17 protein-coding genes, 1 tRNA gene and 1 pseudogene are annotated in these 14,827 nt (G+C 33.4%); 12 read left to right on the forward strand and 7 right to left on the reverse strand.

Annotation, left to right across the window (positions count from 1 at the left end):
- Window positions 1-28: 28 nt before the first annotated feature.
- Window positions 29-1,008 (forward strand): annotated as a pseudogene (locus M9B42_05185) (glutamine synthetase beta-grasp domain-containing protein).
- A 13-nt stretch (window positions 1,009-1,021) separates the two neighbouring features.
- Here M9B42_05185 and M9B42_05190 read toward each other — a convergent pair.
- A complete protein-coding gene (locus tag M9B42_05190) occupies window positions 1,022-1,426 on the reverse strand; it encodes a rhodanese-like domain-containing protein (GenBank protein ID URQ64163.1) in 405 nt (134 codons plus the stop codon).
- Window positions 1,427-1,473: 47 nt separating this feature from the next.
- On the opposite strand from M9B42_05190, the gene M9B42_05195 reads away from it, so the two are divergent.
- Genes M9B42_05195 through M9B42_05205 form a run of 3 tightly spaced genes read left to right on the forward strand, consistent with a single transcriptional unit; the run spans window position 1,474 to window position 3,272 of the window.
- Window positions 1,474-2,088 carry a 2,3-bisphosphoglycerate-dependent phosphoglycerate mutase gene (locus M9B42_05195; GenBank protein ID URQ64164.1) on the forward strand — a complete coding sequence of 205 codons (615 nt, stop codon included), beginning with the start codon at window positions 1,474-1,476 and terminating at the stop codon, window positions 2,086-2,088.
- On the forward strand, window positions 2,045-3,028 hold the full coding sequence (gene mutY, locus M9B42_05200; protein URQ64165.1) for an A/G-specific adenine glycosylase: 984 nt from the start codon (window positions 2,045-2,047) through the stop codon (window positions 3,026-3,028). Before M9B42_05195 ends, mutY begins: the two co-directional genes overlap by 44 nt.
- Window positions 3,009-3,272, forward strand: coding sequence for an oxidative damage protection protein (locus tag M9B42_05205; protein ID URQ64166.1), 264 nt, complete (start codon window positions 3,009-3,011; stop codon window positions 3,270-3,272). Before mutY ends, M9B42_05205 begins: the two co-directional genes overlap by 20 nt.
- On the opposite strand, the gene M9B42_05210 is transcribed toward M9B42_05205, so the two are convergent.
- Window positions 3,273-4,382, reverse strand: a complete 1,110-nt coding sequence (locus M9B42_05210; GenBank protein ID URQ64167.1) for a cytidylyltransferase — start codon at window positions 4,380-4,382, stop codon at window positions 3,273-3,275.
- 73 nt (window positions 4,383-4,455) lie between these two features.
- Here M9B42_05210 and M9B42_05215 point away from each other — a divergent pair.
- A tRNA-Phe gene (locus M9B42_05215) sits at window positions 4,456-4,531 on the forward strand.
- 34 nt (window positions 4,532-4,565) lie between these two features.
- Here M9B42_05215 and M9B42_05220 read toward each other — a convergent pair.
- A complete protein-coding gene (locus M9B42_05220; protein ID URQ64168.1) occupies window positions 4,566-4,856 on the reverse strand; it encodes a hypothetical protein in 291 nt (96 codons plus the stop codon).
- 249 nt (window positions 4,857-5,105) lie between these two features.
- On the opposite strand from M9B42_05220, the gene M9B42_05225 reads away from it, so the two are divergent.
- Entirely contained in the window at window positions 5,106-6,122 is a 1,017-nt protein-coding gene (locus M9B42_05225) for an NADP-dependent oxidoreductase (protein URQ64169.1), read from the forward strand.
- On the opposite strand, the gene M9B42_05230 is transcribed toward M9B42_05225, so the two are convergent.
- The gene (locus M9B42_05230) at window positions 6,119-6,526 is read right to left on the reverse strand and encodes a DUF4345 domain-containing protein (GenBank protein ID URQ64170.1); all 408 of its coding nucleotides are present in this window, start codon (window positions 6,524-6,526) and stop codon (window positions 6,119-6,121) included. The two genes, M9B42_05225 and M9B42_05230, sit on opposite strands and share 4 nt — an antisense overlap.
- A complete protein-coding gene (locus M9B42_05235) occupies window positions 6,505-7,533 on the reverse strand; it encodes an alpha/beta hydrolase (protein URQ64171.1) in 1,029 nt (342 codons plus the stop codon). The genes M9B42_05230 and M9B42_05235 overlap by 22 nt, the downstream gene beginning before the upstream one ends.
- Before the next feature lie 108 nt (window positions 7,534-7,641).
- On the opposite strand from M9B42_05235, the gene M9B42_05240 reads away from it, so the two are divergent.
- The gene (locus M9B42_05240; protein ID URQ64172.1) at window positions 7,642-8,253 is read left to right on the forward strand and encodes a hypothetical protein; all 612 of its coding nucleotides are present in this window, start codon (window positions 7,642-7,644) and stop codon (window positions 8,251-8,253) included.
- Window positions 8,254-8,356: 103 nt separating this feature from the next.
- Window positions 8,357-8,560: a cold shock domain-containing protein gene (locus tag M9B42_05245; GenBank protein URQ64173.1), complete on the forward strand. Its 204-nt coding sequence runs from the start codon at window positions 8,357-8,359 to the stop codon at window positions 8,558-8,560.
- 13 nt (window positions 8,561-8,573) lie between these two features.
- Here the strand turns inward: M9B42_05245 and M9B42_05250 are convergent, their stop codons facing one another.
- Window positions 8,574-9,713 carry a ferritin-like domain-containing protein gene (locus tag M9B42_05250; protein URQ64174.1) on the reverse strand — a complete coding sequence of 380 codons (1,140 nt, stop codon included), beginning with the start codon at window positions 9,711-9,713 and terminating at the stop codon, window positions 8,574-8,576.
- A 34-nt stretch (window positions 9,714-9,747) separates the two neighbouring features.
- Window positions 9,748-10,008 carry a hypothetical protein gene (locus tag M9B42_05255; GenBank protein ID URQ64175.1) on the reverse strand — a complete coding sequence of 87 codons (261 nt, stop codon included), beginning with the start codon at window positions 10,006-10,008 and terminating at the stop codon, window positions 9,748-9,750.
- Window positions 10,009-10,192: 184 nt separating this feature from the next.
- Here M9B42_05255 and M9B42_05260 point away from each other — a divergent pair, with 184 nt between their 5' ends.
- From M9B42_05260 to M9B42_05275, 4 genes are read left to right on the forward strand one after another with little or no spacing between them, the layout of a single operon-like run.
- Window positions 10,193-11,905, forward strand: coding sequence for a sulfatase-like hydrolase/transferase (locus M9B42_05260; GenBank protein ID URQ64176.1), 1,713 nt, complete (start codon window positions 10,193-10,195; stop codon window positions 11,903-11,905).
- Window positions 11,902-13,518 carry a sulfatase-like hydrolase/transferase gene (locus M9B42_05265; protein ID URQ64177.1) on the forward strand — a complete coding sequence of 539 codons (1,617 nt, stop codon included), beginning with the start codon at window positions 11,902-11,904 and terminating at the stop codon, window positions 13,516-13,518. The genes M9B42_05260 and M9B42_05265 overlap by 4 nt, the downstream gene beginning before the upstream one ends.
- Before the next feature lie 52 nt (window positions 13,519-13,570).
- Window positions 13,571-14,215 carry a DsbA family protein gene (locus M9B42_05270; protein ID URQ64178.1) on the forward strand — a complete coding sequence of 215 codons (645 nt, stop codon included), beginning with the start codon at window positions 13,571-13,573 and terminating at the stop codon, window positions 14,213-14,215.
- Window positions 14,212-14,808 (forward strand): DNA-3-methyladenine glycosylase 2 family protein, encoded by a 597-nt coding sequence (locus tag M9B42_05275; GenBank protein ID URQ64179.1) that lies wholly within the window; start codon window positions 14,212-14,214, stop codon window positions 14,806-14,808. The genes M9B42_05270 and M9B42_05275 overlap by 4 nt, the downstream gene beginning before the upstream one ends.
- Window positions 14,809-14,827: the final 19 nt, after the last annotated feature.

A 14,827-nucleotide genomic window follows, 5' to 3' on the forward strand; every position in this document is an offset into this window, starting at 1 on the left:
GCAAAAAATTTTATTTTAAGGAGACTTTATGAGTGATATTAAAACTTATGAATACATTTGGCTTGATGGTTTTAAACCTGAGCCTTCTATGAGGAGTAAAATTAAGGCAACAACCGAAGATTCTGCTCCTGAATGGTCCTTTGATGGATCTTCAACAGAACAAGCAGAGGGAAGCAGTTCAGACTGTTTACTTCTTCCAGTTCAAACGTACGATAATCCAACTTTTTCTGACTACCTAGTTATGTGTCAGGTACATGCTGCAGATCATACCGTTCATCCCTCAAACACAAGGGCAGCGGCTGAAGCAGTTGTGACTGATGATTGGTGGTTTGGCTTTGAGCAAGAATACTTTTTACCAATAAGGATGGATCACCTCTAGGTTGGGAAGAAGGTGAGCCTAGACCGCAAGGTGATTACTATTGTGGAGTAGGTGCAGATAATGTCTCAGGTAGAGAAGTATCTGAAGCACATCTTGAAGCATGTCTAGATGCTGGTATCACCTTGACCGGAACAAATGCGGAAGTTGCTCTTGGTCAATGGGAGTACCAATGCTTCGGGAAAGGTATCAAAGCGGCAGATGATCTTTGGGTATCAAGATACCTTCTTTATAAAATCGCTGAAGAATATGGAGTAGGAGTGAATATTCATCCTAAACCAAAAAAAGGTGATTGGAATGGTTCAGGCATGCATACAAACTTTTCTAATGAAGAGATGAGATCAAAGGGTTCGGAAGAACTTTTTTCATCAATATGTGAAAAGCTTGGAAAAGTGCATCAGGATGGTATTGCAGCTTATGGTTCTGATAATGATCAAAGGCTAACAGGACTGCATGAAACTCAAAAGATTACAGAGTTTTCATATGGTGTTAGTGACAGAGGGGCTAGTATACGTATACCTGTTTACACAGTTGAACATGATTGGAATGGTTACTTGGAAGACAGAAGACCCGCTTCAAATGCCGATCCATATAAAATTCTTGCTCATATAGTAGGAACTTTAACTAAGTAAACTTTTTAGCCTTCTACTTAACCAGTGGAAGGCTTTCTTCTTGCCAAGAAAGAAGACCGTGCTTGAGAAGGTAAACGTTTTCTATACCTAACTTTTTCAACTCAACCCCAGCACCGCCAGAATCAATACCATTTTCAGAGACTACAATAAGGGCTTTTTCTTTTTTTAATAAATGTTCCTGCTGTTTGAATGCATCTTTTAATATATTTAAAGACCCACTGATATGACCAGTTTCAAAATCTTCCTTCTTTCTAATATCCAAAAATTTTGCCTCACCACTGTTTATAAGCAAAACAGCTTCTGCTGGAGAAATTTTCTTCCCTCCTTTATTACTTTCATAAACCCACCAGCTTATTAAAGTTACGATGAGTGGAACTGAAAAATACCATCTAGAAATTAAGAAATCGAATAAATCCATATCAAATCAATCTTAAGCTTATACAATATATATTTAAATATACTCAAATGGAAACAAATTATCTTGTTCTAGTAAGGCATGGCCAAAGTGCTTGGAATCAAAAAAATTTATTTACTGGTTGGAAAGACCCAGGGTTAACAGAGATAGGTAAAGAAGAGGCATTTAAGGCTGGCCAACATATAAAAAAACAGAACATTAAATTTAATTTACTTTTCACTTCTGCATTAAAAAGAGCACAAGATACAGCTTCGATAATTCTCGAAGTAATTGAAGAAAGCAATATCAATATATTTAAAAATGAGGCACTAAACGAACGTGATTATGGTGACCTTACGGGATTAAATAAAGATATGGCTAGACAAGAGTTTGGTGAAGAACAAGTTCAAATTTGGCGCAGATCTTATTCAGATGGTCCGCCAAATGGTGAGAGTCTTGAAGATACATATAACAGAGTTATCCCCTACTTTGAAAATGAGATTATGCCTGCTTTACAAAAAAATAAGAATGTAATTATTTCTGCTCACGGTAATTCATTAAGAGCTTTAGTAAAATTTATTGAAGAAATCTCTAAAGAAGAAATAGTTAAGTTAGAAATTGCTACAGGGGAACCGATTTTTTATGAATTCAATGAAAAAAAATTGCAAAGAAAGCTCAACTGGTAGACAAATAACAAAATGGTACAAAACAAAGGGTCGTAATAATTTACCCTGGCGAGAAAATATTACTCCCTACAGAGTATGGATTTCTGAAATTATGTTACAGCAGACACAGGCTAAAACTGTTGTGAATTATTTTGAAAAATTTATCTCCTATTATCCTACATTTGAAGATTTTAAATCTGCTTCTGAAGAGGATGTGCTTTCTCTTTGGAAAGGTTTAGGTTTTTATAGAAGAGCTCGGAATTTATACAGAGCAAAAGAAATAATCCTCAAAAAGTTTAATGGAAAGTTGCCAAATTCTTTTAAAAATTTAATTACACTTCCGGGTATTGGTAAATCTACTGCTGGAGCTATTCTTTCAATAGCCTACAAACTACCATATCCAATACTTGATGCTAATGTAAAGAGAGTTCTAACACGATTATTCTTCAAAACTAATAGTAATGAAAAAGAACTCTGGGATCTTTCAAGTCAGATACTTGATAAAAAGAATGTCGATGATTTTCAGCAAGGAATAATGGATTTAGGAGCAACCGTATGTACACCAAAAAATGCCTTGTGTGAAGAGTGCCCATTGAACAAACAATGTATTTCGTTTTCCAAGGGAGAGCTGCCAACTGCAAATGTTAAAAAAATTAAGAAAAAAAATGTATATCTAGAATTTGAAATATATGAAAAAAATCAAAAAATATTTTTAGTTAAAAATAATCAACTTGGTTTTTGGGATGGTTTATGGATTATGCCTATCGCAAAGACTAAACAACTCAAGACTGAGATTATTCATAAACTCTCTCATAGAAATTTACATATTTCATTTGCAAATAGATCAAAAGATGAATTAAAGAGTGAAGGAAAGTGGTTTGATATTGCGCAGTTAAGTAAACTTCCCACACCAAAACCAATATCTGATAAATTATCTGTATATGTCCAAAATTTTTTGTAAAAAATATCAAACAGAACTTGATGCTTTAAATATTGCTCCAGTTCCTGGTGAGAAAGGTCAATATATAAAAGATAACTACTCTGCAAAAGCATGGTCTGATTGGTTAGATTTACAGACAATGCTTATCAACGAAAATCAACTAGATTTGTCTAATAAAGAGAATAGAAAATGGCTGAATGATCAGATGGAAAAGTATCTTAATAATTCTGACTATCAGAAGCCTTCAGGTTATATACCTCAATAGTTAAGAATTTTCGGCAAGTCTTAATGATGTTGAAGATATGTCGTCTCTAAATATCTGCTCATCAAATCCTGTAAAACGTTCTTTTATAAAGTCAGGTACATCAATATCAGCTAAAGTAATGAACTTATCATTTAGCTTCCTACCAAAAACTAAGAACTTATTATTATTCTCATTAAATATACTAAATTCACTAAGCATATCCTTGTAGCTAGGATAAAATCTCTCATCTAACATTCTAGTTAAAGTATCTGCTCCAATTACAAAAGTAGACCCTTTAAACATCTTGGCTTTGTCAGGAAATTTACCCGCTTTAGTTAAAACCCAGCAATCCTTGTCTGTAAATTGAGATAAGGTGTCTTTAATGTGGTGATAGCTAAGAGGTGGCTTGTCTGCATTCTGAATACAAATTTCAAAATAAGCTTTATCGCCAGTTTTTTTCTCAGCTAATTCTTGCATTTTTCTATGGCCCTCATGGATAGGATTAAATGTTCCAGGAAATATTAAATTTGGCATTTGGTCATCTGAAGAAACAAATAAAGAATCATCGCTCATAAGATCTATCCATTCCTTTTTGCCCTCAACTTTTTCAGCTTTAAACTCCTCTGAAATTTTTGGATATGGGTATTCAAGTGCAGAAGACTCGGCGAGTAGTGCAATGACAAATTCAGTGACAAGTGCTTCTTCTTCTTCTCTTGTTCTTTCGCCTTTTTTCAAAACACACGAAATACTTTTTGAATATGTTTCAGTCTGTAAGGCAATATGGAATCTGTGCTCTCCTCTTTTTTCATAAGTTGTTGATAATGTTGCTGTAATTGCCACCCCAAAAAGTTTACTAACATCAGAATTAGGATCTATTTTTTTAGCGGCACTATAAGCTCTTGCTGCCATACGCAAAGTTGTATCTTTAGAACAGTAAAAATCTGGTTTTCTAAGAAGATAAAAATCCAATGATTCTTTAGCGTAAGGAATATATGCTTCAAGAACAGAATTGCTAGCACCAGGAACTTTAAGCAAAGTTCCAACTGCATTGCTCCCACCTCCACTAGAAACAATTACAAATTTAAAATCTGTCTTATGCAGTTCTTGAATTATTTTTAAATTATCTTTCATTCTTCTACATTCACATTTTATCAGGAAGTTGTATTATATTGAGCTTGTTAATTTTTTTAAATTAATTTGGTTTGCCCAGATAGCTCAGTTGGTAGAGCAAAGGACTGAAAATCCTTGTGTCGGTAGTTCGATTCTACCTCTGGGCACCATTAATATTAAGTTCAATTAAACAGTCTTCGATTTTTAAAGAATTGTATCAGTAGAATATTCTACTTTGAATTCATCACATAAATTTCTAAGGTCTTCAACTGTAAATTTTTCCTCAAAATTAAATGCTTTCCAAAAACAACAAATAATAAACTTCGCCACATGTTTTTGATGAACTGTCATAAAATATTCATATTCATCGGTACCCCAAAATTCTTTTACGCCCTCTCCTAGATCGTGTTCGCAAAAATGTAGGTTACCTTGGTTATCAAAATCACAATGCACATTATGATTAATTTTTCCTAAATTACATTTAAATACTTGCATATTTTCCTCCATAAATTACATGCCCATAATTGGGCATATTGATGTGAGTAAAGGGATTTGAAATAAGGATATATTTCTATCGTTACACTTTAATATATAAGGATTTTATAAAGAAATTCAATGTTATTAGATATAATAATCATGCATGAAAAAGTTTAAAATTCATTTAGCTACTTACGCTTCAAAAATCCTAGTATTTATTATGAATATTTATATGAAACATAAGGCCAAAGCAAAATAAAACTATCTATGAATTACATAAATAATCGTTTTCTACTACAAAAAAGACCAACCGGAATGCCTGAAGATAATTGTTGGATTATGGATTCACAGAACATTACTGAACTACAAAAACAAGAGATTCTAATCAGGGCTGAGTATCTCTCAATTGATCCCTATATGAGAGGCAAGATGAACGATAGCATCTCATATACTCCTCCACTAAAAATTGGAGAAGTTATGGTTGGTGAAAGTGTAGGAACAGTAATTGAATCAAAATCAAAAAATTATGCAGTTGGAGATTTAGTAACAGTACATCAGGGTTGGCAAACTTATATAAAAACTAAAGATTCAGATCCTTCCGTTCTTAAAGTGCCTGAAAGTAAATTAAATAGCAGTATATTTCTAGGAACATTAGGTATGCCAGGTAGAACAGCATATTTTGGATTAAATTATGTTGGCAAACCTCAACCTGGAGAAACCCTTGTAGTATCTGCAGCATCAGGAGCAGTTGGAAGTGTAGTTGGACAACTTGGTAAACTTATTGGCTGTGAAGTTATTGGAATTGCTGGTGGACCAGAGAAATCAAAATACGTTACTGAAGAATTGAAGTTTGATCAGTGTATTGATTATAAAAACGAAAATGTTGTAGAAAAGCTGGAAAAATATTGTCCCAATGGAATTGATATCTATTTTGAAAATGTTGGTGGTGAGATTACAAAAATGGTGTCTAAATTCTTAAATAAAAATGCTCGAGTTCCAATATGTGGTTTTATCTCAAAATATAATTCAACAAATATTGCTGGTGAGGAAACACCTTTTCATGTTCTTGGTGCTTTGAACCTAAAACCAAAACATAGATTTTTTGTTGTGACTGAGTGGTTAAATCAGTTTGAAAAAGCAACATCAATTCTTCATGAGCATGTTAAAAATGGTGATATTAAATTTAGAGAAACTATTACACCTGGATTTGAGAATGCACCACAAGGCTTAAGAGATGTTTTAAGTGGCAAAAACTTTGGTAAGCAAATTATTAAAATTATTTAATAGTTACTATTCTTGATTAGATAAAAACCTATTAAGGCTGAAAAAATCTCAATGCCTGTATAGAAAAGAAATATTGGATAGGGAAAGCCATCAATTATGATGCTTAGTATTCGTCCAAGAGCAATACCTGTCATAAAAATTGTCATACTCCAAAGCGCTGCTAACCTTAAAGATTTCTTAAAAGCACCAACTACCCAAAACATTGATAAAGCAATATATAGACCCATAATTGCTCGAAAAATATTGGCAAGATTTGCACTGTTAACTTCTATATCGTAAAGATACTTTAATGTTATCTCGGGGTATAAACCATAACTAAGTGAAACAGCTAACACACCGGGTGCAATTAATAACAAACAAAGTGATTCTCTAGTCATAATCTTTAAAAGTTTTCTTTTATCCACTTCTCAATGGCAAGATTAGCTTCCTGTGGTTTTTCTCTTTGCATCCAATGACCACATGCAATTTCATCTTCAGTTAAATTTGTGCACACCATTTTATTATGTGTATTCAGATTCCTAGTTAAAACACTATCATAGGTTGCTTGAATGAATAAAACTGGGCAATCAATAGTTGTAAAATTTTTTAACTCTTTTGCATACTCATCATTGGCTTTACCATTTACATACCAAGAATTTGGCCCAAAGAAACCATTGGTCTTAAGAAAATCACCATAAATTTTTATTTCTTCAGGTGAGATTACATCTTCATCGACTGGGACTTCAGGTATTGTGTTAAGACCTTTGAAACCATAATGTCTAAACCAACCACCATTTTTAATTATCGATGCAGTCATAGATCTTGCACCTCCTTTTGTATTAAAAACTCCTCTAAATTCATCAGTTGGCTGAGTAAAATTTAATGTAAGCATTTTATGGGGATCTTCTTCCATTTGTTGGCAAGCTAAATCAAAATTTTCGTAGTAGAAATATTGATAGTCCCATTGACCATATGGGTATTCATCCTCTGGATAGAGATTTCTATCAATATGATCTAAGTAGCTGTCTGGATGGCCTCCCCAGCCAAAAGGCACACATAAGCTTGCTATTCCTTTGACAATTTCTGGATGATGAAGACCAATATTCCAAACTACTGGTGAGCCCCAATCATGGCCAATCCATATAGCTTCTTTTATATTTAAGCTATCAAATAATTCCACCATATCTGCAACAATTTCTTTTTGACAATACGCCGATTTATCTTGGTGGATTGTGCTCTTACCATATCCCCGCATGTCAGGTGCAATAGCGTGAAACCCTAAACTTCCAAGATGTTTTAGTTGATGATGCCATCCTAAAGATAAATCTGGCCAACCATGTATAAAAAATATCTTTGGACCTTCAGACGGCCCACAGGACAAATAATTAGATGTATGTCTTTTTGATATAAATTTACTCTCTGTAATTCTCATATTTATTTATAATAAACTTTTTCCTAGCTTAATCATTTGCAGCTAGATTTGCAGGTAGTTTTCTTGCAAAAATTATAGAATTTCTTATATTTAAAGTTTGGGGGCTTTATGAAAAATTTTTTAAAAATCACGTTATCAATACTCTTTTTATTACTTGTAAGCGCATGCCAGTCTACACAAAAGACTTACGGAGAGGGGTTAGTATCTGTTGTATCACAAAATGTGGTAAAACTTGCAGGAAATTCTGCAATTACTCAAGCAGATTTCTCTTCAATTAAAGGAAAAAAAATTCTTGTTGAATTAACAGGATTTGTTGAAGAAAGAACAAAAGGTTTTATTGATAATCTCGTTTCCTCAAATGCCGAAAAAGAAGGTGCACGTTTAATAAGATCGGGAGATCCTGATATTTTAGTTGAAGTGGTTGTTAATAGTGCTGGAAATGATCAGGGTACCTCAAGAATCCCAGTGATAAATAGAGCTTTAAGAACAGAATCTGTTGTTGATTTAACACTTATTTTTAGAGACCCTTCTACTGGCTCAAGAATTTCAACTCAAGATATTAGGGGTGAAGCAAAATATGAGCAAAAGAGATGGGTTGGCATTATAGATGAATCAGGAAAATATTATATTAAAAGCAGTTCTGTGAGTAATGGTAATCTTGCGGATAAAGTTCGATCAGACATTACAAATGACGAATGGATATTAGTAGATAGGCCTTAGTAAATTAATTCAATTTAATTTCAATTTTTGCTTTATTTAATCCTCAAGTGATGTATTGTAGAGCACTAAGATTCTCTTTTAAGGGAATCTAAGAGGAGAAAGTATGCAAAAAGGAGTTGTAAAATTTTTTAACAATTCTAAGGGTTTTGGTTTCATTGCACCTGAAGATGGATCAAAAGATGTTTTTGTTCACATAAGTGCATTACAAAAATGTGGAATCGATACTCTGAACGAAAACGATGCAGTTGAATTTACTCTTGAAGAATATAAGGGTAGAGAAGGCGTCGGTGAAATTAAATTAGTCTAGTTTAAATTCCCAATTAATTTTGAGCGCTGTTTTCAAAAACAGAGGATATCTCTTGCTCGATTTCTTCTTGGGTTTCATAGGGCTTTGAAATCTCTGCCCAATCTACATTGAAGTTATCTTCAAGTTCTTGATAGCTTAAAACACCAAGTTTTTCATATTTTGGTTTTACCTTATCAGTAATTAAGCCAATTCTTGTGAGATTTGGAATTATCTTAGTGAAAAGCAAATTCTTAAAATTTTCACCTTGTTCAGATTCTTCAGCTATCTTATGTGCTTCTTCTGGAGTGTAATCAAGAAATCTAGATATTACTTCGCCTGAAATGAGTCTGTCTCTCATTACAACACAAGCTTCAAAGGCAAATTGTGCTCTATCTTCAATTTCGCTTTTACTTAAAGTCTTTAAATAATCTTCAAGGTAATTTACTCCAAAAGTAACATGTCGCGCTTCATCCCTTATCACGTAGTGAAGAAGTTGTTTTAGAAGGCCATCATTTAGAATTAATTTCAAATTATTGAAAGCTGCAAGAGCAAGGCCCTCAATAATAATTTGCATACCTATAAACTTCAGATCCCATCTTTCATCTGTGAGGATTTTATCCATTAAAGATTTCAGGCCATCAGTTGAAGGATACTGGAAACCAATTTTCTCTTTTAAATATCTGTTGAAACAATTTACATGTCTTGCCTCATCAAAAGTTTGTGAAGCTGCATAAAGTTTTGCATTAAAAGTGGGCGCACATGAAACAAGCTGAGAAGCTACTAATAATGCTCCTTGTTCGCCATGAAGAAATTGACTTAAATTCCAAGACACCCTGTGTCTGTCCATTTCAATTTTTTTCTCAAAGGAGAGATCATCGTAGCCATCAAGTTCAACTTCTGGTGTTTTAAAAATATCTGAATTAATGAGAAACTGGTCTTTAGGAAAGTCTTGAGACCAATCTAAATCGAAGTCTTCATTCCAATTGAGTTTTTTGCCTAACTCATAAAGTTTTTTTATTCTGTCATCAACTACAATATAGTCCCAATTATATGCACCTGTTAAAGGTGTTTTAAATATTTCATTTACACTTTCTACTGCATCCTGTTCTTTTGGGTCTATTTCAGGATACTTAGTGATTTGTTTTGGTTGATTTTTAACTTTTTTAATTTTCATATTTTTTTACTATAAAACAGCTGCTTCCTTAATTCTAGTCTCTAAATATGGTTTGTTTTTTCTTTAAATTTGCCCTGTGAGTAAAAATTGCTAGTAATAAAAAGAAGATGCTTAGTAAAATTCTGAAATCGAAATTTACTCCATGTACAAATTCAAGAATTAAAAATGCAAATATCTCAAAAAAAACACATGCATAAAAAAATATTACAACTGGGCCCAATGAAGATATAGGTCTTTTATCATTGAGATAATTTATAATGAGTGCACAAAATGTCACATGAGCAGACGATCTCATCACATGTAAGTACATGAGCCTTGAGTCCTCAAGATCAACTTTCTCAAAACTTAATGGGAAATACCAAGCTAGTCCAGAATATGGAAAAAATGATGAAATTAAACCGTAAATGACGATTAAAATTAAAACTATTTTGATTTTTACTCTCCCTGCATTTCATTAACTATGTGATAAAATTCACTGAATGCGCTATATCTTTTTTTTATTAGCCTTATTTTTTACCAATTTAGAAGCTAAAAATCAACCAAACTTTGTATTGATACTAATCGATGACCTGGGTCTGACTGATCTTGAAGCTTTTGGTGGTGAAATAGATACACCAAATATTAATTTCTTAGCTGAAAAAGGTTTAATGTTCACAAACTACCATACTTCGCCTGAATGTGCGCCATCCAGAGCAATGCTTCTCACAGGTATGGATAATCATAAAACAGGAATTCCAATGATTCCTGAAGTGTTGCCTAGAAATCTAAGGAAAAATAAAGGCTACGAAGGGTATCTTTTGCCAGAAGCTTTAACAATTGCAGAAGTTTTAAAGAAGTCAGGTTATAGAACTTACATGACTGGTAAATGGCATTTGGGTTTTGGTGGAGAGCATTTTCCTTCGTTACCGGTAAATAGAGGCTTCGATAAAACTTTTATTCTTGATGCAACAGGAGGTGATAATTACAGCAATCATTCTTATCTTCCCTACTATCTTGAGGCTCCTTGGTTTAAGAATGGTGAAGAGGTCGAATTACCAGAAGATTTTTATTCATCAGAATTTTTCATTGATCAAATGATTGATTTCATAGATGAAGACGGTTCAAAATCACCTTTTTTTGCTTATGTTTCTTTTCAAGCACAACACATACCAGTACAAGCTCCTAAGGAATTTACCGAGAAATATTTAGATCTTTATAAAGATGGTTGGAGTGCCTTAAGGGAGAGAAGAATCAAACGAGCACAGGAATTAGGAATTTTTCCTGAAGATAAAAATGCTGTCAATTCTTTAGAGAATTACCCATGGGAAGAAGAGACTCAAGAAGAAAAAGAGCTTTTAATTAAGAGTATGGCTGTCTTCGCTGGCATGTTAAATGCAATGGATTTTCATATAGGAAGATTGATAGAGTATTTAAAAAATAATGGATTGTATGAGGATACAATTTTTATTATTACTTCAGATAATGGACCAGAAGGTAATGACCCTAGAGATCATGCTACCTGGCGAGCTTGGTATGAAACATCACGCTGGAATAACAATCTTGAAACATTGGGTGAAGAAGATAGTTATGTTTTCATTGGAACTGAATTTGCACAAGCAATGGCAAGTCCAAGTCATCTTTATAAATTTCATATGTCTGAGGGCGGCCTGAGAGTTCCTCTCATAATTTCTGGAAAAGGTATTCCCTCAGGAAAATATAAAGGTTTAACATTTGTAACAGATGTAGCTCCTACAATTGCTGATCTAGCGTCTAGAGAAAAAGAGGATCAAATGATAGGAAAGTCACTTAAAGCTATATTTAATGACTTTAATACCGATTTATATAAAGAAAACGAGCCAGTAGGTCTTGAGGTTTCTGGAAATTCAGCGCTTTTTCTTGGAGATTATAAAATCGTAAAAAATAAACCTCCTGTTGGTGATAGTAAATGGAGATTATACAATTTAAAAAATGATCCTGGAGAAACGCAAGATTTACAACTAATTGAACCTGAAATTTTTAAAACCTTAATTCAAAAATACTCAGAATATGTTGAAAAAAATGGTGTAATTGAACTTGGCGAATCTTATAGATGGTACGATGAAATGACAATTAATACTGCTAAAAGGCACTTCATGCCATATATATACGCTGGATCAGCTTTCTTTTTTATTTTAATAGCAACTTTAATTTATTTCTTTAGAAGGAAATTATGAAAAAAATATTACTTTTTTTATTAGTAGCAGGATTATTGCTCGCTGTTTTTTGGAAAGAACTTTTTCTTAGTTTTGTAGTTATAACAGGGAAATCTAATGTTTCTGAAAATAAAGAAATTATTTGGGAAAAAGGTCCTGAAAATAGAATAGATGATAGACCTAACTTTATTGTTTTTGTTGCTGATGATTTAGGGATTAATGACTTAACATCATTTGGAAGTGGCATTGCAAATGGTAAATTACCAACACCTAATATAGATTTCATAGCAAATACAGGAATTAAGTTTTCAAATGCCTATGCAGGAACAGGAATGTGTGCTCCGTCTAGAGCAATGATTGTTACTGGAAGATATGCTACTTCAACTGGCTATGAATTCACTCCTTTACCAGATGGTATGGGGAGAAGTCTACAGTTATTTGCTCCATTCCAAAGTGTTGAGGTGAATACAGAAGCTTTAAGATCTAACCCAAGATTTGAGCTCCAAGGTCTACCAAGCGAAGAGATTACATTTGCTGATCAATTAAGCAAGGCTGGGTATCACACTACACACATTGGTAAATGGCATTTAGGTCGCGGTGAAGGTGAACATCCAAATGCCCAAGGGTTTAAAGAGAGTCTTTTAATGGCAAGTGGATTATTTCTTCCAGTAAATGATCCTAATGTTGTGAATGCATATCTTGATCATGATCCTGTAGATAAATTTTTATGGGCAAGAATGCAATATGCTGCATCTTTTAACCAAGTGAAAATAGGAGAAAATTGGTTTGAACCAAAAGGATATTTAACTGATTACTATACAAACGAAGCCAGAAAAGTAATTAGAGCTAATAAAAATAGACCATTTCTTCTGTATCTAGCTCACTGGGGGGTGCATACCCCTTTGCAAGCCTTAAAATCTGATTATGACGCACTTTCAAATATTGAGGATCATACAGAAAGAGTTTATGCGGCTATGATCAAAGCCTTAGATAGGAGTATTGAAGGGATTTTAGATGAGCTGAATATTCAAGGATTAGCTGATAACACATGGATTATTTTTACAAGTGACAATGGAGGAGCTGGCTATCTTGGATTGAGATATATTAATGCTCCTTATAGGGGATGGAAGTTAAGTCTTTTTGAAGGAGGAATTAAAGTCCCCCTTATCTTTTGGAAAGAGGGGATATCTGAAAAAGAGATTTTTGAAAGAGCAGCACATATTGATATAGCCCCAACAATTTATGCTTTAGCCAAAGAGGCACCAGAACATAACGTTGATGGAATAGACTTATTTAGCAACTCATCTGAGGCAAAAGATAGGGCCCTCTTTTGGAGAACTGGACATAATAAAGTTGTTATTAAAGATGGATGGAAACTTCAATTATCTGATCATCCAAAGAATGAGTGGTTGTTCAATTTAAATAATGATCCAACTGAAAAAGTCGATTTATCTAAAGAAAATTTAACGAAAGTAGCCGAACTAAAAACAATATTAAATGAACATCTTAAAAATTCTAAAGAACCTCTTTTTCAATCAAGTCTGAAAGCTAAAATCTCTATAGACAGAACTCTTAAAGAAGTAGTTGAGGATGGTTGGGAGGAAGATGAAGACTATGTTATGTGGCCTAACTAACTTAATGGCTTTAGCTACCTAATCTTGAGATACTAAATGATAAAATAAAGATATGAAAGTTGATTTTTATTTCTCGTACAGAAGTCCGTATTCTTACTTTATTCTTCCTAGATTAAAAAAATTAATAGAAGAATATGATGTGGATGTGAACTTTAGATTGGTTTATCCACTAGCTATAAGAAAACCCAGTTTTTTTAAGAATAAAAATATGCTGACCTACTTCTTTTGGCGTCTACTGGACTATCGTAAAGTTGCAAATAGACATGAAATGCCATTTTTTAGACCTAAACCGGACCCAATTGTGCAAAATATACTCACAGGAAAAATATCATCAGAGCAACCTTATATATTTTATATTTGTCATTTAGGTCAAGCGGCTCATTATCATGGCCAAGGAATCAACTTTGCACAAGCTTTGTCCAATAAAATATTTGGCAGCAAAGAAGGATGGTTTGAAAGAAAAAACCTAAGTAAAGTATGTGATTCTGTTGGTTTAAATTTAGATGTTCTTGAAAAAGAGGCTAATGAGCAAGAAGCAAAAATAATTTCTGATATTAAATATAACCAAGAGCAGCAGTTAGCTGCAGGTCATCACGGAGTGCCCTTATTAGTACATGGTGATCAGTATTTTTTTGGGCAAGATAAATTTGATGAATTCATAAACTTTATGCATAAAAATGGAATGCAAAGAAAGTGAACAAAGGTGTTTATGACGAGGGAGTTAAGCACCTTCTTAAAGTTGAACCTAATTTTAAAAAAATCCTTCCAGAAGAAGAAATAAACTTCTTTGTTCGTCCTCAAGGTTTTGCTGGTATTTTGCACCTTGTAATTGAACAACAAGTTTCAGTCCAATCTGCTAATGCAATTAAAAAAAAGGTGCAGGCATTAATGAGCAATGTTAATTCTCAAAGCTTTATGAAGTTGTCTGTAAGTAAATTAAGAAATGCGGGCCTAAGTAGACCAAAAATTTCGTATTTAAAGGGTATTGCAACTGAAGAAATAAATGGCAATTTGAATTACTCCAATATTGCAAAAATGGAGGATGAGGAGGCAAGAATTTATTTATGCCAGTTTAAAGGTATAGGGAAATGGACAGCTGATTGCTATCTTATGGCCTCTTTAGATCGACCAGATGTTTGGCCAGAAAATGATATTGGTCTTCAAGAAGGGGTAAAAAGACTAAAAGATCTGAAAGAACGGCCAAGCATTGAGGATATGACTTCGATAGCAAGAGATTGGCGTCCTTTCAGATCGGTTGCTGCTAACCTTATATGGGCAGACTACGATTGAACTCTTATCTTCCTGTCAT

This window comes from SAR86 cluster bacterium, assembly GCA_023703535.1.
Lineage (GTDB): Bacteria > Pseudomonadota > Gammaproteobacteria > Magnimaribacterales > TMED112 > TMED112.